The 21,978-nt window shown below is 73.2% G+C and carries 19 protein-coding genes; 5 read left to right on the forward strand and 14 right to left on the reverse strand.

Annotated features, from left to right (window positions below):
• Positions 1–53 precede the first annotated feature (53 nt).
• The 6 genes from AB0H64_RS05180 to AB0H64_RS05205 form a co-directional block, all read right to left on the reverse strand.
• A complete protein-coding gene (locus tag AB0H64_RS05180) occupies positions 54–1,541 on the reverse strand; it encodes an FGGY-family carbohydrate kinase (protein WP_357620267.1) in 1,488 nt (495 codons plus the stop codon).
• On the reverse strand, positions 1,541–2,767 hold the full coding sequence (locus tag AB0H64_RS05185) for a sugar ABC transporter permease (RefSeq protein WP_357620798.1): 1,227 nt from the start codon (positions 2,765–2,767) through the stop codon (positions 1,541–1,543). Before AB0H64_RS05185 ends, AB0H64_RS05180 begins: the two co-directional genes overlap by 1 nt.
• A gap of 5 nt (positions 2,768–2,772) precedes the next feature.
• Entirely contained in the window at positions 2,773–3,594 is an 822-nt protein-coding gene (locus tag AB0H64_RS05190; protein ID WP_357620269.1) for an ATP-binding cassette domain-containing protein, read from the reverse strand.
• Positions 3,595–3,640: 46 nt separating this feature from the next.
• Positions 3,641–4,732 (reverse strand): sugar ABC transporter substrate-binding protein, encoded by a 1,092-nt coding sequence (locus AB0H64_RS05195; protein WP_357620271.1) that lies wholly within the window; start codon positions 4,730–4,732, stop codon positions 3,641–3,643.
• A gap of 251 nt (positions 4,733–4,983) precedes the next feature.
• Entirely contained in the window at positions 4,984–5,943 is a 960-nt protein-coding gene (locus AB0H64_RS05200) for a sugar-binding domain-containing protein (protein ID WP_357620273.1), read from the reverse strand.
• A gap of 137 nt (positions 5,944–6,080) precedes the next feature.
• Positions 6,081–7,058, reverse strand: a complete 978-nt coding sequence (locus AB0H64_RS05205; RefSeq protein WP_357620275.1) for a DUF5937 family protein — start codon at positions 7,056–7,058, stop codon at positions 6,081–6,083.
• A gap of 98 nt (positions 7,059–7,156) precedes the next feature.
• On the opposite strand from AB0H64_RS05205, the gene AB0H64_RS05210 reads away from it, so the two are divergent.
• A complete protein-coding gene (locus tag AB0H64_RS05210; RefSeq protein WP_357620277.1) occupies positions 7,157–8,455 on the forward strand; it encodes an MFS transporter in 1,299 nt (432 codons plus the stop codon).
• Here the strand turns inward: AB0H64_RS05210 and AB0H64_RS05215 are convergent.
• On the reverse strand, positions 8,421–9,452 hold the full coding sequence (locus AB0H64_RS05215; RefSeq protein ID WP_357620279.1) for a LacI family DNA-binding transcriptional regulator: 1,032 nt from the start codon (positions 9,450–9,452) through the stop codon (positions 8,421–8,423). The two genes, AB0H64_RS05210 and AB0H64_RS05215, sit on opposite strands and share 35 nt — an antisense overlap.
• Before the next feature lie 126 nt (positions 9,453–9,578).
• Between AB0H64_RS05215 and AB0H64_RS05220 the strand changes: the two genes are divergently transcribed.
• Entirely contained in the window at positions 9,579–10,253 is a 675-nt protein-coding gene (locus AB0H64_RS05220; protein WP_357620281.1) for a (2Fe-2S)-binding protein, read from the forward strand.
• Between the two features lie 59 nt (positions 10,254–10,312).
• Here the strand turns inward: AB0H64_RS05220 and AB0H64_RS05225 are convergent, their stop codons facing one another.
• Both AB0H64_RS05225 and AB0H64_RS05230 read right to left on the reverse strand, forming a co-directional pair.
• Entirely contained in the window at positions 10,313–11,002 is a 690-nt protein-coding gene (locus AB0H64_RS05225) for a cysteine dioxygenase family protein (protein ID WP_357620283.1), read from the reverse strand.
• A complete protein-coding gene (locus AB0H64_RS05230) occupies positions 10,999–11,889 on the reverse strand; it encodes an amidohydrolase (protein ID WP_357620285.1) in 891 nt (296 codons plus the stop codon). Before AB0H64_RS05230 ends, AB0H64_RS05225 begins: the two co-directional genes overlap by 4 nt.
• Positions 11,890–12,081: 192 nt before the next feature.
• Here AB0H64_RS05230 and AB0H64_RS05235 point away from each other — a divergent pair, with 192 nt between their 5' ends.
• On the forward strand, positions 12,082–13,071 hold the full coding sequence (locus tag AB0H64_RS05235; RefSeq protein WP_357620287.1) for a LacI family DNA-binding transcriptional regulator: 990 nt from the start codon (positions 12,082–12,084) through the stop codon (positions 13,069–13,071).
• Positions 13,072–13,159: 88 nt separating this feature from the next.
• Here the strand turns inward: AB0H64_RS05235 and AB0H64_RS05240 are convergent, their stop codons facing one another.
• A complete protein-coding gene (locus AB0H64_RS05240) occupies positions 13,160–13,768 on the reverse strand; it encodes a TetR/AcrR family transcriptional regulator (RefSeq protein WP_357620289.1) in 609 nt (202 codons plus the stop codon).
• A gap of 48 nt (positions 13,769–13,816) precedes the next feature.
• Here AB0H64_RS05240 and AB0H64_RS05245 point away from each other — a divergent pair, with 48 nt between their 5' ends.
• A complete protein-coding gene (locus AB0H64_RS05245) occupies positions 13,817–14,671 on the forward strand; it encodes an alpha/beta hydrolase (RefSeq protein WP_357620291.1) in 855 nt (284 codons plus the stop codon).
• Between the two features lie 22 nt (positions 14,672–14,693).
• Here AB0H64_RS05245 and AB0H64_RS05250 read toward each other — a convergent pair whose 3' ends face one another.
• Together AB0H64_RS05250 and AB0H64_RS05255 are read right to left on the reverse strand one after the other, a co-directional pair.
• A complete protein-coding gene (locus AB0H64_RS05250) occupies positions 14,694–16,058 on the reverse strand; it encodes an aromatic amino acid ammonia-lyase (protein ID WP_357620293.1) in 1,365 nt (454 codons plus the stop codon).
• Positions 16,059–16,062: 4 nt separating this feature from the next.
• Positions 16,063–16,443, reverse strand: a complete 381-nt coding sequence (locus tag AB0H64_RS05255) for a phage holin family protein (protein WP_357620295.1) — start codon at positions 16,441–16,443, stop codon at positions 16,063–16,065.
• Between the two features lie 188 nt (positions 16,444–16,631).
• Here AB0H64_RS05255 and AB0H64_RS05260 point away from each other — a divergent pair, with 188 nt between their 5' ends.
• Positions 16,632–16,907 carry a hypothetical protein gene (locus AB0H64_RS05260; protein ID WP_357620297.1) on the forward strand — a complete coding sequence of 92 codons (276 nt, stop codon included), beginning with the start codon at positions 16,632–16,634 and terminating at the stop codon, positions 16,905–16,907.
• Positions 16,908–16,934: 27 nt separating this feature from the next.
• On the opposite strand, the gene AB0H64_RS05265 is transcribed toward AB0H64_RS05260, so the two are convergent.
• Positions 16,935–17,708 carry an FAD:protein FMN transferase gene (locus tag AB0H64_RS05265; protein WP_357620299.1) on the reverse strand — a complete coding sequence of 258 codons (774 nt, stop codon included), beginning with the start codon at positions 17,706–17,708 and terminating at the stop codon, positions 16,935–16,937.
• Positions 17,709–17,854: 146 nt separating this feature from the next.
• Positions 17,855–21,841, reverse strand: coding sequence for a S8 family serine peptidase (locus AB0H64_RS05270; RefSeq protein WP_357620301.1), 3,987 nt, complete (start codon positions 21,839–21,841; stop codon positions 17,855–17,857).
• Between the last annotated feature and the right edge of the window lie 137 nt (positions 21,842–21,978).

A 21,978-nucleotide genomic window follows, 5' to 3' on the forward strand; every position in this document is an offset into this window, starting at 1 on the left:
CACGCCTGCACTCCGCGTCACGCCTGCACTCCGCGTCATGCCTGCATTCCGCGTCATGACGGGCTCCCCGTGCGGGCGCGCATCTCGGCCAGCAGCGGCCACGACCCGGCGGTGGTCCCCCGCAGCGCGAGGAAGTCCTCGTACGCGGTCCGGTACGCGCCGGGCTCGGGCTGTACGGCGTCGCGCAGCCGTACGTGCCGGTCGGCGGCGGCCGCGATCCCGGGGACGGCGCCGGTGGCGGCCAGCCCGACGAGATAGGCGCCCCGGGCGCCGACCTCCGCGTCGCCCGAGCGGAGCACGGGGACGCCGGTGACGTCGGCGATCATCCGGACCCACAGGTCGCTGGCGGAGCCGCCGCCGCACACCCGCAGCTCGCGGGCCGGGGCGCCGGTGGCGGCCAGGCAGTCCTGGACGACGAGCGTCAGTCCCTCCAGCACGGCCCGCGCGACATGCTCGCGGTCGTGCTCGAACGACATGCCCAGGAAGGCGCCGCGGGCCAGCGGGTCGGAGAACGGAGCCCGTTCGCCCGCCGGCGAGAAGTACGGTTGGAACGCCAGCCCGGACGCGCCCGGCGGCGCGCCGGCGGCCAGCTCGCCCAGCTCGGCCGGGCCCGCGAGCCCGAGCATGCGGCACGCCCAGTGCAGCACCTCGACCCCGGCAAAGGTGGGGAAGGCCCGCAGGTAGCCGCCGGGAACGGCGATGGTGATGCCCACGGGCGGGCCGTCCAGCTCGGGCTCGGCCACGACCGTCTCGGTGCACAGCGTGGTGCCGAGGATGCTGCACGCCTGGCCGGCGCCCACGGCCCCCGCGCCGATCGCGGTGGAGACGATGTCGTAGGGGGCCATCACGACGGGGGTCCCGGCCGGCAGCCCCAGCGGCCCGGCCGCCTCGGCGCTCAGCCCGGCCACGCGGTGGTCGTCGTCGCGCACCTCCGGCAGCAGCCGCGCCGCCCACTCCAGGCCGAACAGCCCCAGCAGGTCGGTGGAGTAGGCGCGGGTCCGCAGGTCCATGAACGGGGCGGAGGCGTCCGACTCGTCGGCCGCGATCTCCCCGGTCATCCGGGCGAAGATCCACCCGCCGCACGTCAGGAGCGCGGCCGAGCGGTCGAGCCGGTCGGGGTCGTGCTCGCGCAGCCAGGTGAGGATGGCGTGCGGCAGCCCGGAGGCGGCCGACGAGCCGTTGATCCGGAAGGCCCGCTCGGACAGCCCGGAGTGGGCCCAGCGCTCCACCACGGTGGCGGCGCGGGCGTCGTTCCACAGGACCGCCGGGCCGGTCGGGCGGCCGTCGGGGCCGACGAGCCAGGCCCCGTCGCCCTGTGCGGTGAGGGCGACGAAGTCGACCGGCCCGTCCATCCGGGACGCCACCTCGCGCACGGTGTGGGCGACGGCGTCCCAGACGTCGTCCATGTCCTGCTCGGTGTGGCCGGGCAGGGGCCGGGACACGCGGGTCTCCCGGCGGGCGACCGCGACCTCGGCGCCCTCCTCGTCGTAGCCGACCGCCTTGATCACCGTGGTGCCGGCGTCGACGCAGATGGCCGCCATCAGGCCCTTCCGTGAGAGGTACGGGACTTGCGCGCCACCGAGTCCACGACCACGGCCAGCAGCAGCACGACGCCCGTCACGACGAAGCGGATGGAGGAGTCGAGGTTGAGCAGTGTCAGGCCGGAGGAGATGGACTGGATGACGATGATGCCGAGCAGCGCGCCGAACGCGGTGCCGCGCCCGCCGAACAGGCTCGTCCCGCCGATGACCGCCGCCGCGATGGCGTTCAGGTTGACGTCGCCCGCGCCGCTGCTCTGGTTGGCCGCGGCCAGCCGGGCGGCGGCCAGGATGCCGCCCACGGCGGCGAAGGACGAGCAGAGCACGAACACCGAGGTGTAGACGGCCCTGACGTTGATGCCGGCCCGCCGGGCCGCCTCCACGTTGCCGCCGACGGCGTAGACCGACCGGCCCCACTTCGTCCGCGACAGCAGGTAGTGCATGATCAGGACGAGCGCGACGAAGAAGACGAACATCCAGCCCACGCCGCGCGTCTGGCCGAGGTACCAGACCACGAAGAGCAGCACGACGAGCAGCGCAGCGCTCCGCATGGCCAGCATCGGCACGCTCTTGGCCGACAGCCCCGCCCGGTGGCGCTCGCGGGCGTGCAGGTAGCCGGTGGCGAACAGCCCGGCCGCGGCGAGCACCGCGAACGTGTACGACAGCCACGCGGGCACGAAGTCGAGCTGGGCGAAGCCCACCAGGCCCGAGTCGAACGGCAGGTTGATCGAGCCCCTGGTGCCCAGCACGTAGAGCTGGAGCCCGAGGAAGGCGAGCAGGCCGGCGAGCGTGATGACGAAGCTCGGCACCCCGAACCGGTTGAACAGCTGGGCGTACACCCAGCCGATCACCGCGCCCATGATCACGGAGGCGGCGATCGCCAGCCACACCGGGAGCCCCTGCCCGACGAACAGGACCGCGAGCACCGCCGCGGACAGGCCGCTGACCGAGCCGACCGACAGGTCGATCTCCCCGACGAGCAGCACGCACACGATGCCGAGCGCGATGACGCCGACCGCGGCCGACTCCAGCGTGAGGTTCACCAGGTTGGCGCTGGACAGGAAGACCGGGTTGAGGATCTGGAGCACCGTCCAGATCACGACGAGGCCGACCACGACGGGGATCACGCCCAGGTCGCCGCCCCGGGCGCGCTCCACCACGTCGGTGATCGCGCCGCGCAGCCCGGTGCGGCTCTGCAGCCGCTCGTCCTGGCGATCGGTGGTGACCATGCTGTTCACGACGAGAGCCCTTCCTTGCTGCGCGCCTGCCGCTGCGTCACCACGTTGTCGGTGGCGCCGGTGATGGCGGCGATGATGTCCTCGGTGGAGACGTCGGCCACGTCGAAGACACCGTTGTTGCGGCCGAGCCGGAGCACGGCCACGGTGTCGGCCACGGCCTTCACGTCGGCCATGTTGTGGCTGATCATGATGACGCCGAGGCCGTTCTCACGGAGCCGCTCGACGAGGTTGAGCACCTCGGCCGTCTGGGCGACGCCCAGCGCCGCCGTCGGCTCGTCGAGGATGATGACCTTCGGGTCGCCGAGCAGGGACCTGGCGATCGCGACCGTCTGCCGCTGGCCGCCGGACAGCGACGCCACCGGCACCCGCACGCTGGGGATCTTCGCGGAGAGCTGCCGCAGCAGCTCCCACGAGCGGGTCTCCATCGCCACGTCGTCGAGCCGGTGGGGACGCACCTCCTGGCCGAGGAAGAGGTTCTGGATCACGTTGAGGTTCTCGCACAGGGCGAGGTCCTGGAAGACGGTGGCGATGCCCAGCTTGTGCGCCGCCGCCGGCGTCGGGATGTGCACCTCACGCGACGCGAACGTGATCGTGCCCGAGTCCGGAGGGTGCACCCCCGACAGGATCTTGACCAGGGTGGACTTGCCGGCGCCGTTGTCGCCGACCACGGCCACGACCTGACCGGCGGCCACTTCCAGCTCGACGTCCGTCAGCGCGGCGACGGCGCCGAAGGTCTTGCTGATCCCGCGCAGTGACAGGACGCTCTCGGCGCGCGGGGCGTCCGCCTGCTCGCCGTCTTTCTGCCGGATGGAGGACAAGGAATCTCCTGTCGGTCTACTTGATGCCGAGCTGCCGGAGCGAGGGCTACTTGATCCCGAGCTCGGCGCAGCCCTTGGCGTACGCGCCCGTGCAGGCGTCCGCCGCCTTCATGATCCCGCTCTGGAACAGCACCTCGTTGATGTTCTCCCTGGTGACGACCGTGGGGACGAACAGCTCCGACGGGGTGTTGTAGAGGGTGGACTTGCCGGCCGGCTTCTCGCCCTTCATGAACTGGTAGGCCACGTTCGCCGACGCCTCGGCCACGATCTTGATGGGCTTGGAGATGGTGTTGAACTGGTCGCCCGCGATGATCCGCTGGGCGGCGGCCACCTCGGCGTCGTTGCCCGTGACCGGCGGCACCTTCACACCCGCGGCCTTGAACGCGGCGATCGCGCCGCCGCCGGTGCCGTCGTTGGCGGCCACCACGCCCACGATCTGGTCGTTGAAGCGGGTGATCTGGCCGCTGACCCACGTCTGCGCCTTCTCCGGCTGCCAGTCGGGGGTGTCGTACTCGGCCAGCAGCTTGAAGCCGCTGGGGTCGACGGCGCTGTGGATGCCCTTCTTGATCAGGCCGGCCGCGGCGTCCGTGGGGGAGCCGTTGACCTGGAGGAGGCCGCCCTTCGCGTTCTGCGACTTGAGGTGGTCGACCAGGGACTGGGCGATCATGGCGCCGATCTTCTCGTTGTCGAACGAGACGTAGTAGTCGGCGGGGGTGGCCGGGATCGGCCGGTCGTAGGCGATGACCGGCACCTGCTGGGACTGCGCCGTCTTGACGATCGTGGCCGCGGCGGCGGAGTCGACGGGGTCGATCACGAGGGCCTTGACGCCCTGGGCGAGCGCGGAGTTGGCCTGCTGCTGCTGCTTGGCGGCGTCGGAGTCGGCGTTCTGGTAGATGACCGTGCAGCTCGGGCAGAGCTGCTTCATCTTGGCCTCGAACAGCGGCTTGTCGGCCAGCTCGTACCGGGTGGAGGCCAGGTCCGGCATGAGGAAGGCCACCTTGGCGTTCTCCACGCCGCCACCGCTGGAGGCGGTGCTGCCGCCCCCGCCGCTGGAGCCGGAGCCGCAGGCGGTCAGGGAGACGGCGGCGGCGACGGCCGCCGCGGCGAATGCGGAGGTCCGGATCTTGGCTCTGTTCACGGGTCGCTTCCTCACTACTTGCTAGGTCCTCGCGGAGCCGGTCGGGGTCGGGATCCCGGCCACGCACGGACCGCACGAACGGCACCGTGCTGTGGTGCGTTTCACGCTAGCGCGCTCGCGGAATATTTGTCCAGCAAAAGTGTTCACGGTATTTCCATGCGTTTGACCTGCGGTTCACCTGGAGTGAGCCGTGGGAAGGCATGGCGAAGCCCGGAAGGGCACGGTGGAGTTACTACCCGGAGGGTGGCGGATCAGCGGGTGGCGGCGAGCAGACTCTCGGCCGTGAGGGCGTCGGTGACGAGCCGGTTGAAGTAGCCGCCCCTGGCGCCGGCGACGATGGACACGACCTTCTCCGGGCCGGCCGCCACCGCGATCGAGAACGGGATGCGGCGCAGCTCCTCCAGGCCGGTGGCGACCAGCCGCTCACTGCCGGGGTAGCTCACCGGCTCGCCGTCGCGGTCGTAGAAGCGCGAGCAGACGTCGCCCACGGCGTGGCGCAGGCTGTCGGCGTAGCGGGGCACGAAGGCGGGCGTGACCTGCCGCATCAGCGGGGGCGAGCCCACGCCGACGATCGCGCACTTGGCGTGCGCCCACAGGTCCATGACGCGGCGCACCGACGGCTCGTGCTGGAGGGAGGAGAACAGCTCCGGCCCCGGCAGGGCGGGCGCGTAGAGGTAGCTGGGCACGCCGCCGACCCGCTCGGCGAGCAGGCGGGTGGTCTCGTTGGTCTGGAACCAGGGCTGCGGGTCCTCCTGCCCGCCCACGGCCGGCGCGATCGTCACGCCGGGGAAGTGGCCCAGGCTCTCGCGCGCGCACTCGTACACCGTGCTGCCGGAGGAGACCAGCACCGTGTCGCCCGATCGCAGCCCGACGCCCGCCAGGGCCCTGGCCAGGCCGGGAGCGAGCCACGGCCCCAGCGCCGGCCCGCTGACCTTGGGCACCAGGTAGACGCGCTGGAGCCGCAGGGCCTCGGCCACCTCTGCGGCGAGCGGGCCCTCCTCCAGGGTCGCGGGGCGGTGGACCCGGATCTCGACGATGCCGTGGCGCCGCGCCTCGGTCAGCAGGCGGCTCACGGTCGCCCTGCTCACGCCCAGCCGCTTGGCGATGTCGGCCTGCGTCGCGTCCTCCAGGTAGTACTGGGAGGCGGCCGCGTACATCAGCTCCTGAGGGAACCGGGTCTGGGCCTCCGGTGCGACGTCGGCGGCATTCATGCGCGCGGTCTCCCTGGGTGCGAGTTCAACTGCCGGATCAGGTGCGTGAACACGTGTGCAGAACGGATGCGCACCGACTATACCTCTGTGCCCCCGGAGCAAAGGCTAGCGAGCCCGCGGCCGGGACGTGACGGGCCTCAGGGAAGATCCCCGGCGACCAGCGCGTCCCCGAGCGGCGTGCGCGCGTAGAGGACGGATCGGCCGGAGCGGGTGCCGGCCACGAGCCCCGTGCCGCGCAGCGCGGCGAGATGCTCGCCCGTGGTGCCGAGGCTCTGCCCGAGCAGGGCCGCGAGGTGCGTGGTCGTGGCAGGCACGGCCAGCTCGGCCAGGATGCGGGCGCGGGTGCGGCCGACGAGCGCCGCCAGGCCCGCGTCCGCCTCCGGCGGCTCCACCGCCACCCCCCGCGCCGGGTAGATCAGCGCGTACGGCCACGCCTCCTCCAGGTACGCGCCGACGTTGCCCGTGAACACCGACGGCAGGAACAGCAGCCCGCGCCCGCCCAGCCGGTGGTGCGCGTCGGAGCGGCCCATCCGGATCTCGATGCGGCCGTCGCGCCAGCGCACCTGCGAGCTGAGGTCGCCGAGCGCCGCGGCCCAGCCGTACGTGGCCAGCCGTCCGGCCCGCTGGATCACGTCCCGCTCCAGCGTCGCGTGGAAGCGCGGCCAGGACGGCGAGACGACCTCCCGCCACAGCACCTCGAACGCGTCCGCCAGCACCCGCACCACGTCCGGCCCGAGCAGCAGCTCCCGCACCCACGCGGGCACCGGAGGACGGCCGGCCAGCACCGCGGTGACCTCCGCGTGCGCCTGCGCGACCGGGGTGGCGCGCATCGCCGCGAGCTCCGTCTCGAACGGCACGCTCATCCCGGCGGGCGGCGGGGCGACGAAGTCCACGTTGTCGCCCCGGTTGCCGGTGATCGCGGCCGTGGCGCGCAGCGCGGGGAGGGCGCGTTCGAGCTCCAGGTACGGCCCGCGCCACCGCTCGACCCAGCGCCGGTGCGGACCCGCCTCGACCCGTCCGGCCAGGACCCACTGGGCGTGCATGGTCTCGATCAGCGGCGAGATGGCGAACCGGCTGGCGGCCACGTCCTGGGGGGTGACCTCGATCGTGAACACCTTTCGGTTATATCCGAAAGGTTCGCCTGGGCCGGAGGCGGGCGCGAGCATCGGGACTCCGGCCAGGGGGGCCGGCGCGGTGAGTGAGGGAGTGCGGTGTGAGCGAACGCGGTGCGACGTTCGGCGAGGTCTTCGCGGTCCGGGAGTTCCGGGTGCTGTTCGGCAGCTTCGCGCTGATGATCGCGGGCGACTCGGTCAAGATGCTGGCGCTGTCTGTGCTGGTGTACGCGCGGACCGGGTCACCGGGGCTGTCGGCCGCCGCGTACATGGCCGGGTGGCTGCCGTACATCCTCGGCGGGATGTTCCTGCTGTCGCTGGCCGACCGGCTGCCCGCCCGGACGCTCATGGTGACCGGGGAGCTGGTCAGGGTGGCGGTCTGCCTGGCGCTCGCCTACGGAGGGCTGCCGGTGTGGGCGATGCTGGCGCTGGTGCTGGTGACGGGGCTGTTCTCGCCGGTGTTCGGCGCGGCGCGCAGCGCGATGCTGCCCGAGGTGCTGCCGGGGGACGGGTTCGTGCTGGCCCGTTCCCTCATGGGGGTGACCTCGGCGGGGGCGCAGATCGCGGGGCTCGCGCTGGGCGGGGCGTTCCTCGCGGCGGCGGGGCCGGGCGGCGCGCTCGGGGTCACGGCGGCCCTGGCGGCGGTGGCCGCGGTGGTGCTCTGGGTGGGACTGCCGAGCCGGCCCGCCAGGAACGCGGCGGCCGCGGATCAGGCCGGGGACGGTCCCGTGAGCCGGCCCGCCGGCGGGCCCGGGGAGGGGACTCCAGATGGTGCGGTGCGGGCGACGCTGCGGGTGAACGGGCTGCTGCTGCGGGACCGGCGGGTGCGGGGGCTGCTGCTGGCGAGCTGGCTGCCGCCCGCGTGCCTGGCCGGGGCCGAGGCGATGGTCGTGCCGTACCTCGGCGGACAGGGACGGGCCGGGACGGTGCTGGCGGCCGCGGCCGTGGGCATGGCGGCCGGGGAGTTCGCGGTCGGCCGGTTCGCGGCGCCCGGACTCAGGGAGCGGCTGTCGCTGCCGCTGGCCGTGCTGCTCGGACTGCCGTGGCTGGGGTTCCTGGCCGGCCCGGAGATGGGGTGGGCGTCGGTGCTGGCGGCGGTGGCCACGGCGGGACTGGCGTACCAGCTCGGGTTGCAGCGCAGATTCCTGGAGGCCGTGCCGGAGGAGGCGCGCGGGCAGGCGTTCGGGCTGCTGTCGGCGGGGCTGATGACCGGTCAGGCGGCGGGCGCGGCGCTGGTGGGGGTGCTCGGCGAGGCGGCCGGGCCCGGGGTGGCGATCGCCGCGGCGGGCGCGGCCGGTGTCGTGGCGGCGCTGGCCCTCGCCCGCGTGCTGCGGCCCGCGGCCGACGGCGGTCCCGTACGGGAGGTCACGGGGGCAGCTCACCCGAGCCGCGAGGGATGAGGCGCACCGGGAGGGTGACGTGCCGCGGCTGGTCGCCGCCGCCCGACAGGCGGCGGAACAGCAGCTCGGCGGCGATCCGGCCCATCCCCGCCGGGTCCTGGGCCACCACGGTCACGCCGGGTGTCAGCAGGTCGGCCAGCTCGAAGTCGTCGAACCCGGCCATCGCGACCGGCCGCCCCGTCGTCGCTCCCGTCCCTCCTGCCGTCGTTCCGTGCGCCGCCACCCGGCCCTCCAGTGCGCGCAGCGCCGTCACCGTGAGCCTTCCGTTGCCCGTGAACAGCGCCGTGGGCGGCCGGTCCAGGGCCAGCATGCGGTCCAGGTCGGCCCGCACGCCGTCCGGCGAGGGCGTCCGCATCGACACCAGCCGCTCGTCGTACAGGTGGCCCAGCGCGGAGCGGTAGCCGTGCAGCCGCCGCGCGGCCGTGAAGATGGACGGGTCGTCGCCGAGGAAGGCGATCCTGCGGTGCCCGTGCGCGAGCAGGTGCCGGGTCGCCAGAGCCGCGCCGCCCGCGTTGTCGCACAGAACGGTGTCCACGTCGATCCCGGGCCCCGGCGGCCGGTCCGCGAACACCGCCGGCGTGCCCGCCTCCAGCTCCTGCCGCAGGTAGGAGTGGTCGTGCCCGGCCGGCACCACAATGAGCCCGTCGACCCGGCGCGCGCAGAACGTGCGCACCAGCTCCCGCTCCCTGGCCGGGTCCTCGCTCGACGACGCGCTCAGCAGCAGGCAGCCCCGGCCGATGACGACGTCCTCGACGGCCCGGCCGAGCGCCGCGTAGAAGGGGTCCGCGAGGTCCTCGATGACCAGGCCGACGGTGGACGTGTGACCCCTCCGGAGCACGCGGGCGCTCTCGTTGCGGCTGTAGCCGAGGCGGTCGATGGCCTCGCGCACCCGCTCGGCCGTGCCGGGGTGGACGCCGGGCTCGCCGTTTACCACCCGTGACACGGTCTTGAGCGCCACGCCGGCGGCCGAGGCCACGTCCTTCATCGTCGGTCTCACGCCTGGATCATTTCCCATGCCGGCGATGTGGACAACGTTGTCACCTCGGCCGGCACGGTTGACCTTGGAGTGCAGACTGCTGATACCTTAGGTAAGGCTTACCTATCGAGGCGGGGGTGCGACGGCGTGGTGACGACCGAGGTACGCGATGTCACCGAGGTGCTGGAGCGCGTCGCGGCCGAGCGGGGCGGGGTGATCGGCGTCCCGCCGGGCCTCCTCGTCACGCCCGACGAGACGTGGACGCCCGCCACCGAGCTGCTCCGCCCGCCGTACACACTGCTGGACGAGCTCGTGGAGCAGACCGCCGCCCGCTGGAACGCCCCGCGCCACGTCGGCGCGGCGCTGCTCTGGAAGACGTACGGCTACTGGCACACCATGCCGATGGCGCTGGCCTGGGCGCTCGGCGCGCCCATCCCGGTCATGCCGCTCGCCGAGACGTACTTCAAGGTCTCCGAGGCCGGGGTGACGATCGGGGCCACGCGGGTGCGCCACGGCTCCGGGCCGGAGGCGATCCGCGAGGCGCTCGCCGAGTCGCAGGCGCCGCTGGTGCGGATTCTCAGCGGGATGGCGAAGGTGGGCGAGCGCACCCTGTGGGGCTCGACCGCCGAGGCGTTCGCCCACCCGCTGACCCTCATGGTGCCCGGCGACTACATGGCGCTGCTGCGCGCGATCGGGCGGCCGGTCGACGGGCTCGTCGAGCCCGCCGGCGACGCGTACTTCCGCAGGACCTGCTGCCTGTGGGTGACCCTGCCCGACGCCGAGGCGTGCGGAAGCTGCTGCGTGCTCCGCCCGCGTCCGTAGCCTCTCCTTCCGTGGCCGGCTGTCTTCTCAGTCGGCCACGGAAGGAGAGGGCCGTCGCCTCAGGCGACGGCCGCGTCCCCCAGCTCCGGCTCCGGCGACGTCTGTGTGCCCGCGCCGCTCCGGGCGACGGCCTCGTCGGCCGGCGGCGCCATGTCGTCGAGGGGCCGCAGCTCGTCCGCGTAGCTGACCGAGACGCGGCGCATCACGCCGGTGCCGTCGATCGAGTACTGCCCGAGCCGCCACAGCGGCGGCGAGTACGCGTGGATGGAGACGCTGCCGTCCGTCGCGCCCGTCAGCCGGTGGATGTGGTCAGGACCGAACGAGAACGAGCGCCCCTCGGGCACCACCGTCTCCAGGTGCTCTCCGCCGATGCGCGGGTTGCACTCCAGCAGCGCGCCCCGCACCACGTGCACGGCCCCGGACGACACGTCGTGGTCGTGCCAGCCCGTGTCGTCCTCGGGCCGCCAGCACAGCAGCCACACGTCCACGTACGCGTCCCGGTAGAGCGAGGCGTAGTGCCGGCCGCCGTCGGCGGGGAAGTCCACCTCGTGCTCCCACTCCTCCGGGTGGGCGGCCAGCGTGTCGACCAGGCCGCGCAGCTCCCGCCGGTCGAGCGTCCGCTCCGGCAGGTCGGCACAGACGCCCCCGTCCTGGGGCTGGCGCGCGCTGCCGTGGTCGATGGCCGGGCCACTGGCGGTGTCGACGGCCAGGTCGCTGATGGTGCCGGTGGGTCGAGTGCCCTCGTTCACGTACGAGTCTCCTTTCTGGCGAGTAGACGACGGGGGTTGGTGACCCGGATGGCGTGCGCGGCGGCCTCGCCGAGGCCCGGGTCGGGTGCGGTGGCGTAGGGGGCGTCGGAGCCGTTGACGACGACGTCGACGCCCAGTTCACGGACGATCGCGTCGATCGCCCTCGGGCCGTACGAGGAGGTCTCCACGAAGATGCCGGGATCGACCCGGCCGCGCCCGCCGCCGCCCCGGGCGATCAGGCGCTCGGAGTGGAGCGGCGCGAGGCCCGCGAGCAGCGCGAAGCACACGCGCAGCGCGGGGTGGCGGGGGCGGACGACGGCGTGGAAGTGGTGCCAGGCCGCGTGCATCTGCTGCACGTACGGCACGACGGCCGGCCACCACGGCGGCGTCTCGCCCGCCTGCGGCTGCACCGGGCCGCCCGGCTGGGGCGGGACAGCGGGGCCCGGGTGGACGAAGAGGGGCAGGTCGCGGTCGGTGAGGACCTTCAGGAGCCGGTCGTCCGGAACCGCCGTGGCCGGGATCTGCAGCCCGGCGAACCCCCGGTCGAGGTCGCGCGCCAGGCGGCCGGGGTCGGGGTCGGCGTGGCAGGTGGCGGCCCACGCGCCGAACGGCTCGCCCAGGCCGAGCGCGCCCTCGTGGTAGGCCTCGATCAGCGGCCAGGACTCCTCCGGCGGCAGGAGCTCGATGCCGAGCGGGCTCGACAGCGACACCAGCGCCAGCTCCAGCCCCGTGGTGTCGCGGGGCCCGTGATCGGCCGGGTTCACCTCGTAGGGAGGCTCGCCGTCGAGGTGCAGGGTCCAGCCGTCGAGGCGGGGAGGGGCCGTGCGGGCGCGCAGAGCCTCGATGAACTCGGGCGTCCACAGGTGCTGGTGCACGTCGATGGTCACGCTTGATCACCTCCTCCCGGCATTTCCTACTGATAATATAGGTTACTGATCGACCGGAACGCCACGAAGGGTGGTGAACCGTTTCAGTGATACGGTTCAGTGAACCGCTTCACCCGCGACATGTCAACGGGTGAGGACCGCGACTCTCCGCGGATGCGGGTTTCTGTCGGCGCCACGCAATAGGCTGATTCAATGCCCCGGAAGAGAGCGACGATCCGGGAAGTGGCCAAGGCGACCGGCCTGTCGCCGGCGGCCGTTTCCTACGCGCTACGTGGCCTGCAGGTCTCCGAGGAGACCATGGAGCGGGTGCGCGCCGCCGCCGACGAGCTCGGCTACGAGGCCGATCCCATCGCCCGCGCCCTGGCCAGCGGGCGCACCGGCATGATCGGGCTGCTGTGCGGCTCCCTCGAAGACCTCTGGCAGCAGTCGCTGGCCGTCGGCATCAGCAGAGGGCTGCGCGAGAAAGACCGCTACGCCCTCATCCTCGACGCCGTCGGCGACCCGGCCCGCGAGCGGGCGCTCGCCCAGCAGCTGCGCGACCAGCGGGTCGACGGCATGATCGTGCAGCCGCTCGACCCGGCGGCGCCGTTCTGGCCGGAGCTGTGCGAGACCGTGCCGGTCGTGGCGATCGGCGACTCGCTGGCGGGCACGGCCGCCGAGGTCGTCTTCGACAACCGCAGCGGCGTCACGCTGGCCCTGGAGCACCTGCGCGAGCTGGGGCACCACCGGGTCACCGTGCTGACCCCGACCCGCGACAGCACCCCCGACCGCCCCGCCGACGTGCACGTCACGGCCGAGGCCGAGCGGCTGGGGCTCGACATCGAGGTGGTCATCTCCGCCCACGGCCTGACCGCCGCCACCGAGGCCGCGCACCACGCGCTGCGTCCGGGCGGCCCCTCGGCGGTGTTCTGCTTCTCCGACTCGATCGCGTACGGGGTCTACGCGGCGGCCCGGGATCTCGGCCTGTCGGTGCCCGGCGACATCTCGGTCATGGGATACGACGACCACCCGATGTCCGGGCTGCTCACGCCGGGGCTCACCACGGTGGACTGGAACATCGACGGCATCGTCAAGGCGGCCGTGCGGCTGGTGTCCGCGGCGGCCGACGGGGGCGCGCGCCGCCGCCGCGTCGTCCAGCGCCCGACCCTCAAGGAGCGTGGCTCGGTCCGCGACCTGACCTGATCGGGAGGGAGCGCGGCTGGTTCCGTGGCCTTGCCTGAGCGGGAAGGAATGCGGCTGGTTCCGTGGCCTTACCTGAGCGGGCCTGGCGTCAGGTGGCGGTGGCGGGGGTGAAGAGGGCGGCGGCGCGGGCGGCGACCGACTCGCCCGCGACCTCCAGAGGCTCGGTGGTGCGCAGCGCCCGGCTCAGCACGAACGCGCCCTCCAGCGCAGACAGCAACGTGATCACCAGCTCGCGGGCCTCCCGCTCGCCGGCCCCCGCCCGGGTGAAGAAGCCCGTGCCCAGGGCGATCCACTCGGTGAAGACGTCGGCGGTGGCCTGGCGCAGCGGCTCGCTGGTGCTCGCCACCTCCAGGGCCACGGTGGCGATCGGGCAGGCGTCGGCGTAGCCGGTCTCCACCAGGGTGCGCGCCGCGCCCGCGAAGAAGTCGCGGACCCCCGTCGCCGGATCGGGCGCTTCCTCCATGACGGCGGTGAACAGTCGCCCGTACCCGGCTCCCGAACTGCGCACGACCTCGGCCCCGAGCTGCTCCTTGCCGCCGGGGAAGAAGTGGTAGACGGAGCCGAACGGCGCTTCGGCCTCGGCCACGATCTGCTTGAGCCCGGTGCCGGTGTAGCCCTGACGCCGGAACAGCTCGGCGCCGGCGGCCATGATGCGCTCCTTGGTGGACGGTCTGCCCGTCGCGGGGCCTGCGTTCATGGTCGCTACTCTATCGCTAGAGCGATCTATCAAAAACGATCATGTGTCGTGTACGGAACGGAGGCGGGAGTGCCGGAGATCGAGCTGAGCGCGGGAGTCATCGAGTACGAGGACACCGGGGGAGAGGGGCCGGTCGTCGTCTTCCTGCACGGGCTGACCATCGACTCCACGGTCTGGCGGAAGGTCGTCCCCGGGCTGGCGGGGGAGTACCGGTGCGTGCTGCCCACCCTGCCGCTGGGCAGCCACCGGCGGCCGATGCGGCCCGGCGCCGACCTGTCGCTGCGCGGCCTCGCGTCGCTCGTGGGCGAGTTCCTGGAACGGCTCGACCTGCGGGAGGTGACCCTGGTGCTGAACGACTGGGGCGGCGCGCAGGTGCTCGTCTCCGAGGGCCGGGCCGAGCGGGTCGGGCGGCTGGTGCTCACAGCGTGCGAGGCGTTCGACAACTACCCGCCGGGCCTGCCGGGCCGCGCCATCGCCACCGCCGCGAAGATCCCCGGCGGGCTGTGGCTGACCATGCGGGCGTTGCGGCTTCGGGCGGCGCGCCGGGCGCCCGGCGGATGGGGATGGATGAGCAAGCGGCCGATCCCGGACGAGATCATGGACGGCTGGTTCCGGCCGGCCACGACCGACCCGGCGATCCGCCGCGACCTGGCCGCGTACGTCCGCTCCACCCCGCCGAAGGCGGTGCTGCTCGAATGGGCGGAGCGGATGCGCGCCTTCGACCGGCCGGTGCTGGTGGTGTGGGCCGCGGAGGACCGGCTGATGCCACGCGAGCACGGCCGCAGGCTGGCCGCGCTGTTCCCGGACGCCCGGCTGGTGGAGATCGGCGACAGCTACACGCTCATCCCGGAGGACCGGCCCGAGGCGCTGGTGGAGTCCCTCCGCGACTTCCTGACCGACTGAAGACCGAGCCGCCCAGGGGAGCTCACAAGGCGGCGGGCGTGCGGAGGGCGGACAGGGCGGCGTCGAGGTCCTGCGTCAGGGGGCGGTCCGGGGCCGGACCGTGCAGGGCTCGGGTCGCGGCGACGCGTTCGCAGGCCAGCACGATCTCGTACGGCTCCACGCACCGCAGCGCCTGCCGGGCCGCCTGGGTGGCGAAGCCCGCGTGGTCCTCCGTGCCCAGGGAGATCACCGCCGTGCCGGTCGTCACCGGGGCCGCCAGGTGGCGCAGCTCGGCGAGGGCGTCCTGGGCGACGTACTCCAGGATCATCGCCCCGGACGCCCCCGGACGGTCGGCCAGGAACGGCAGCCCGCCCGTGTGGGCGGGGTCCATCAGCGTGGCCAGCCGGGCCGTGCCGAGCTGCGCCGTCTGGACCAGGGCGGCGCGCAGCGCGTCGAGCGCGAGGGCGACCGGGGCCGAGTGGAAGTTGCCGTTGTGCCAGGCGAGGGAGCCGGAGATCAGGGGGTTCTCGGTGGCGGCGTTCAGGTCGGTTTCGACCGTCTGCTCGGCCCGGCCCAGGACGTCCAGCACGGCCCCGTGGACCTGGGCGAACGCCCGGTAGCCGTACGGGTCCTGGACGCGCGCGGGCGGGCCGGGGGCGTGCAGCGCGCGCAGGCGCTCGGCGACGGCGGCCTGCCCCGGGTGCGGGCGGGCCTCCTGCACGGCGGCCGCCAGCGGCTCAGCCGAGGCGCCGGCCGCCGCGAACGACAGGGCGGCCACGCCGACGGCGGCGTCGAGCAGCTCGCGCAGCCGGTGGCAGGCGATGGCGGCGTCAGCCAGCGTGGCGGCGCCCGAGCTGATGAACGGCAGCGCGTCCTCGGGAGCCAGCGCGAAGAGGGGCGGCCCAGCCGTGACGGCCGGGGCGTCCGCAGCGGACCGCGTCTGTGAGTGGTGCCAGGGGAGCTCGCCGACCAGGCACAGCGCCGTGGTGGCCAGGGCCGTCAGGTCGCCGGTGCCGATGGCGCCGTACGTGCGGACCGGCGGCGTGAACCCGGCGTTGATCGCGTACGCGAGCACCGGCAGCACCTCGGGGTCCACCCCCGCTCCGCCCGCCAGGAGCTGGTTGAGCCGTACCGCCAGCATGGCCCTGGCCCGTTCGGGCGGCACGGGCGGCCCGGCCCCGCACGCGTGGCTGCGCAGCAGGTCGTGGCCGCCGTGCTCGACCACCACGTCCTTGTTGGCGCCGACGCCCGTGCCCCGGCCGTACACCGGCCCGGTCAGCTCCCGGGCGGTGGCCCACGCGGCGCGCGCCAGTCCGGCCGGGCCGGCGACGACCTCCACGCGGCGGTGCGCGGCCGCGTGGACGCCGGCGCAGCTCAGCCCGGTGCCGTCGAGGGTCAGCCGGTCCACGTCGTCAGTCGCCGTCCGGGATGATCATCCCGAGCACCCAGCTCACGACGCTGATGATGATCGCGCCCCAGAACGCGGCCGGGTAGAAGTCGTCCACGTGGAAGGGGATGTCGAGCTGCCCCGCGATCCAGCTCGTCAGCAGCAGCATCGCCGCGTTGATGATGAGCAGGAACACCCCGAGCGTCAGAACGATGATCGCGCAGCCGAGTGTCTTGACGATCGGCTTCACGATGGCGTTGACGATCCCGAAGATCAGCGCCACGACGAGCAGCGTGCCCCAGTACGTGGGGGAGTTCTCGGCGGTGGTGACCCGGATGCCGTCGAGGAACTGGATGGCGACCCACAGGGCGACCGCGGCCGCCAGGGTCCTGATGATGAATCTCACGCTGGGAGATCCTCCCATTCCGGCAGGTGGGCCGATAGGGGGCGAGGGGCTTCGACACTACGCGGTCGGCGATCACGCCGCGCCGTCGCGGTCTTTACGGACTCCGGGGACAGGGCGGGGCGGCCGGGGTGGTGGCCGCCCGTTATCGCGTGCTCTCGGAGGGAATGAGGGCCCTGGGAGGAGATCAGATGAACACCGAGGGCCTGGAGTCGTTGCCCGCCAGCGAGCTGCACGATCGCGCCGTCCGTTACGCCGTGCGCCACGGGGATCTGGGGTTCCTGTGGAACCTACTGAAGGTCATCCCCGCGGCGGAGGCGAGCACCGGGAACGAGCCAGAGACGGCCGCCGACCTCAGCCGCGTCTCCGCCCTGCTCAGCGACGCCCTGGCGGCCGGCGAGGGTGAGCTCGGCGACGCGCTCCGCCCCATCTACATCGAGTACCTGACCAGGCACCCGGACGCCTAGCGCCGGCCCGCCCGGGGTGGCCGGCCGTCATCCGGCGAGACGGGTCTCCACGGTCTGCGCGGCGAAGCCCGGGGTGACGTACTCCTGCCCGTCCCGCTCGATGATCATGGTCTGGTACGGCCCCCGCGAGGCGGTCTCGGCGGCGAAGCGCCGGGCGCGGACCGGCCCCATGGCGTACATGGCGGTGGCGTAGGCGTCGGCGACGCCCAGATCGGGGCCGATCACGGTGACGGAGTTGAGGGTGGCGAGCCGCGCTCCCGTACGGGGATCGACGACCGGTGAGGCGCCCGAGGTGGCGATCCCGAGGTCGTGCGCGGCCACCACCGCGCGCACCAGGCCGGTGCGCGGGTCGCGGACGCCGACCTCCCAGCGGCGGCCGGGCGCGGCCGAGCCGCGCAGCCTGATGTCGTCGCCCGCGTCGATGCGGTGGTCGCCCGCGCCGGTGTTGGCCAGGGCGCGCGACAGGCGCTCCAGCGCCCAGCCCTTGACGTAGCCCGACGGGTCGATGACGCCGTTGATGCGGGGCTCGAACCAGCCGTCGGTGGCGGCGCTCAGCTCGTCGCAGCGGTGCAGCACCTCGATCAGCTCGGGGATCTGCTCGATGGTCCGGCCGCGGTTCAGCCGCGCGATCTGGCTGCCCTCGTGGCGCGGGTCGAACGTGTCCCCCACCCAGCGCAGCCAGGCGAACGCGTTGTCGAGCAGGGGCGCGAGCTCCCGGGTCGGCAGCGGGGTGCGGATGTCCACCTTGACCCGCATGCCGGCGATCATCTCGACGCGGGTGCTACCGGGAAAAGTCGTCACCTTGCCTCCTAAACCGCCTGCCGGGCTGTAACCCTCCCATATCGTGCGTAATGCGGCGCTAAACCCAGGTGACCGGCGCAGGCCTGGACATGGAGACGGGCACGTCGCCGGCACCGCGGCCGGCGACGTGCCCGATCCGTGTGGTGCTAGCCGAGCCCGTAGGCGCGGGCGACGGTCTGGTCGGTGGTGTTGCCCTCGGTGTCGGTCGCCTGGACGCGGAGACCGACGGTGCCGGTGCTGCCGGCCAGCGGGGGATGGACGATGACCGCGGTGTAGGAGGTGGCGTTCTTGCGGGCCGTGGCGACCGGCTGCCAGTGGGCACCGTCGTCGAAGGTGGCCCAGAGCTTGAGGCCGGTGAGCTTCGCGTCGGGCCGGTCGTAGGACCCGTGATAGCCGGTGATCGTGATCCGCTGCGGCCTGGCCGCCGGGGCCCGGTTGTCCAGTCCGAGCCCCGCGTCGTAGCGGAGGTTGAGCTTGCGGACCGGCTCGCACGGGGTCAGCGCGCTCGAGTAGAACCAGCCGACGCACAGGCCGTCCGCGGGTGTCTGCATCCCGCCCGTCGGGCGCTTCGAGCGGAACGTCCAGGTCGTCGCCACATCGGTCGCGTAGCGCTGCAACGGGTTGGGCGTGTGGAAGGTGTCGGTGAGCCGGTACTCGGCCTCCCCCTCCGGCAGGGCGTACCTCGGCATGGTGATCATCACGGGCCCGCTGATATCGCCGGTCTGGAGCGGGATCTCCTGCCCGTCACGGGAGAGGTGGAGTTCGTCCTTGCCGCCGACCGCGGAGTAGAAGTTCGCGTTCCAGGTGAACGCCTCCTGATGGTTGCGCTCCGGGTCCATGACCGGCAGCGCCGCCAGGAAGAGGTCACCGGTACGGCAGGGGAAACAGGTGGTCGTGCCGCTGTTGTTCACCTGGTCCGTGAACACCGGGGTGCCGGGCACGCGCGGCTGGGCCCCCCAGCTCTCGGTCTTCGCGCCCGCGGACGGGAAGATGTCGACGGCGGTCGCCCACAGCGCCCTGCGGCGGTCGTAGTCGTCGCCTCCCTCGTCGTAACCGACCTGGGTCTCCCGGGTCCACGCCACGTCAGGTGAGACGGGGCCCACGTACTCGGTCAGCTCGCTCTGCGCGCGCCGGGTGTTGGACAGGCCCCACGATCCGAGCAGCAGCCCGGGACGGGTCAGGACGGTCGTCGACCAGGTCAGGGCGGCCGTGCCCGGCCGGTCGGCGTGGATGCGGTTCGCGATCTCGTACAGGTTCCGCCTGCCGACCTCGTAGTCGAGCCGGGCGGGGATGCGGTCGCGCTCGTGGAAGAGCAGCGAGTAGACGTACGGGCTGTTCGTGACGCCCTCGGCCTGGACGGTCGCCGGCCGCCGGGCGAGCAGGCCGGCCAGCGCGCGGCCCTCCTCCGCGGGCAGGCTCATGGTCGGGATCGGATAGGTCGGCCAGTACCCGGCCGGGTCGAGGAAGGCCCGGTTGACCGCCCCGTAGCCGAGCACCCCGACGGCGCCCGCGGCGGCGGCGGCCTGGATCCGGTCGAGGCCGTCGCCGGTGCAGATCATGGTGGGGCACAGGTCGCCGAGGTCGAGCAGGACGAGTTTCCCGCGGACGTCCACGCCGGCCAGGTCCGCGGCCTGGCCGTGGCCCGCGTACGCCAGAGGGATGGTGCGGCGCCCGTCGAGCTTGGGCCGTTGCGGCTCCAGGTCCTGGTAGCGCGGATGCAGGGTGCGCCTGTCGCCCTCCCGCACGGTCATGCTGATGACGGGGGCGCCGCGCATGAACTGGCCCGCGACGTGGAAGGTGCCCTGAGTGATCTTGCGCGTGGGCAGCAGCCAGTAGTTGTGGAGTCCGTACGCGGGGTAGGAACTGTCCACCCGCACCCAGCCGATGCCGTTCGCCGCTCTCCGCTCGTAGGAGTACTGCGAGGTGTAGATCTCGGAGGGCCGTGGCGTGCGCTGGGTGACCCGCCGCGCGCGCCGCAGGTCAAGGGTGACCGTGGTGTCCTTCGTGACCTCGAACTGCGGATCCGTCGGCAGGGAGATGTTCCACTCCCCGTCGCCGCCCCGCCACGCGACCGCCGAGTTCACGCTGTAGGTGCCGGGGTAGACCTTCACCTCGGCCTCGGGGCCGGGCTCGGGGTAGTGCTCGATGTCGAGGTCGTCGCGCTCGTCGGTCCGCAGGATCGCCCAGGGGATCGTCGTCACGTCGGTCGCCCCGTCCGGGAGCACCATCCGCGTCCGCACGGTGACCTTCCTGGGCTCGACGAACGCGCCCACCGCAGCGTTCACCCGCACGTCGCCGCTCTCGTCCGACGCGTGCACGAAGCCCTCGTACCACGTGGCGGGGCCCGACGGATCGAAGGTGACGGTCACGGGCGCGCTGCCGTGGGCCGGGACGGTGACGGTGTCGCGGTCCAGGGAGAGCGCGCGTGCGGGTGCGGTTCCCTGGTGGGCGGTGACGCCGGCGCGCAGGGTCAGCGTCACCGGCTGGTCGCCGTCGTTGGTGTACGTGAGCGTCCTGGTGACCGGCCCGGTCTGCGGGTACGGCAGGAATCCGAAGTCGAGGTTGCCCGGCCCGTGGACGGACTGGCGTACGGCACGGGCCACGTCGACCCGGCCGGCGCCCTGCTCGTAGGCGGAGCGGCCGGTGTCGCGGGCGGTGCCGATGAGGGCGGCCTTGAGCCGGGCGCCGGTCCAGTCCGGATGCGCTCCGGCGAGCAGCGCCGCGGCGCCCGCGACGTGCGGGGTGGCCATCGAGGTGCCCGACGCGCTCGTGTACCTGTCGTCCACGGGCGTGCCCATCCTGGTTCCCGCGGCGCGGGCCGCCACGATGCTCACGCCGGGGGCGACGATGTCGGGCTTGAGGCCGTAGTCGCCCGGTACGGGGCCTCTGCTGGAGAAGTCGGCGAGCTCGTCCGACCCGTCGACGGCGCCGACGGTCAGGGCCGACGCGGCCGCGCCCGGCGTGTTGATCGTCCGGCTCTCGCCGTCGTTGCCCGCGGCGATGACGAACAGCGACGTCGACTGCGCGCTGAGGTTGTCGACCGCCTGGTTCATCGGATCGTCCCGGCTCGGACAGCAGCCGCCGACACTGATGCTGATCACTCGGGCCTGCTGGGCGACCGCCCACTCCATGCCGGCGATGATCGCCGAGGCGGTGCCCGTCCCGGAGTTGTCGAGCACCTTGCCGACGAGCAGCGAGGCCTCCGGCGCGACGCCGGTGTACTTGCCGCCGGAGGCGGCGCCGGTGCCCGCGATGATCGAGGCGACGTGGGTTCCGTGTCCCTGCCCGTCCTGCACGCTCGTCTCGTCGGTGAAGTTCGCGGTTGCCTTGACGTGGCCGGCGACGTCCGGGTGGGCGAGGTCGACACCGGTGTCGAGCACCGCGACCTTGACGCCCGCCCCCTTCTGCCCGGTGGCCCACACCTCCGGCGCGCCGATCTGCGGCACGCTCCGGTCGAGCGCGACCCGGATCCTGCGGTCCAGCCAGATCGACGACACGCCGCGGTCGAACGTGGCCGCGCCGCTCCTGGCCGTCTGCGGGGAGTCGACGGCCGACCAGAACTGCCCGGCCGCCTTCTTGTCGACCCGCACCGCCGCGCCGTCCACGCTGGGCAGCCCGCGCGGAGCGGAGGTGGCCGGGAGGGCGTCCGCCTGCGCCGACAGGGCGCCCGCGGCCTGCCTGGCGTGGCCGTACCGCACGATCAGCGGCAGACCGGCGCTCTCCCGGTCGGTGTAGCCGTTCTTCGCCAGGTACGCGACGTCGAACAGGCTCTTGTCCAGCCGGCCGGCCGCCACCAGCCCCATCACATCGGCGGGGAACACGTAGGAGGCGTCCCGCTCCCGTACGGAGATGAAGGCCACCGGAGCGCCGTCCGCACGCCTGGCGGGTTTCACCTGGGTGCGCGGGCTGCCGTCGGCCGCGGTGCTGTAGGAGACCACGTCGCCGGTGATCAAGGTGACCTTCTCCGGCTCCTGACCCGGCAGCCCGGCCGGTGGGGACGGGAGAGCGGTCCGGCTGGAGGCGGACGGGCCGGGAGACGGCGACGGCGTCGGGGGCACGGCCATGGCGGTGGTCAGCACCAGCCCCAGCGCCGTCAGCCCGGTGGTTGGTTGTCGCCAGCGGTGACGAGTCATGGTTCTCCTCGCGGGGGTGGCAGGCGTGATCGACTCCCCGCACCATGACAGGCCCATAAATATCTTGAAAAGACGACCTGTTGTCCTTTTCCCGCCAATGACGGGAAAAGGACGGCGTGAGCGCCTCGCTGTGGCTG

Source organism: Nonomuraea sp. NPDC050733 (genome assembly GCF_040654215.1).
GTDB lineage: Bacteria > Actinomycetota > Actinomycetes > Streptosporangiales > Streptosporangiaceae > Nonomuraea.

What these genes read in the sequence shown, in the direction of transcription:
- AB0H64_RS05235 (WP_357620287.1), top strand. Translation starts at nt 12,082, where the DNA reads ATGCCCCGGAAGAGAGCGACGATCCGGGAAGTGGCCAAGGCGACCGGC.
- AB0H64_RS05260 (WP_357620297.1), top strand. Translation starts at nt 16,632, where the DNA reads ATGAACACCGAGGGCCTGGAGTCGTTGCCCGCCAGCGAGCTGCACGAT.
- AB0H64_RS05240 (WP_357620289.1), bottom strand. Translation starts at nt 13,768, where the DNA reads ATGAACGCAGGCCCCGCGACGGGCAGACCGTCCACCAAGGAGCGCATC.
- AB0H64_RS05200 (WP_357620273.1), bottom strand. Translation starts at nt 5,943, where the DNA reads ATGAATGCCGCCGACGTCGCACCGGAGGCCCAGACCCGGTTCCCTCAG.
- AB0H64_RS05270 (WP_357620301.1), bottom strand. Translation starts at nt 21,841, where the DNA reads ATGACTCGTCACCGCTGGCGACAACCAACCACCGGGCTGACGGCGCTG.
- AB0H64_RS05185 (WP_357620798.1), bottom strand. Translation starts at nt 2,767, where the DNA reads ATGGTCACCACCGATCGCCAGGACGAGCGGCTGCAGAGCCGCACCGGG.
- AB0H64_RS05180 (WP_357620267.1), bottom strand. Translation starts at nt 1,541, where the DNA reads ATGGCGGCCATCTGCGTCGACGCCGGCACCACGGTGATCAAGGCGGTC.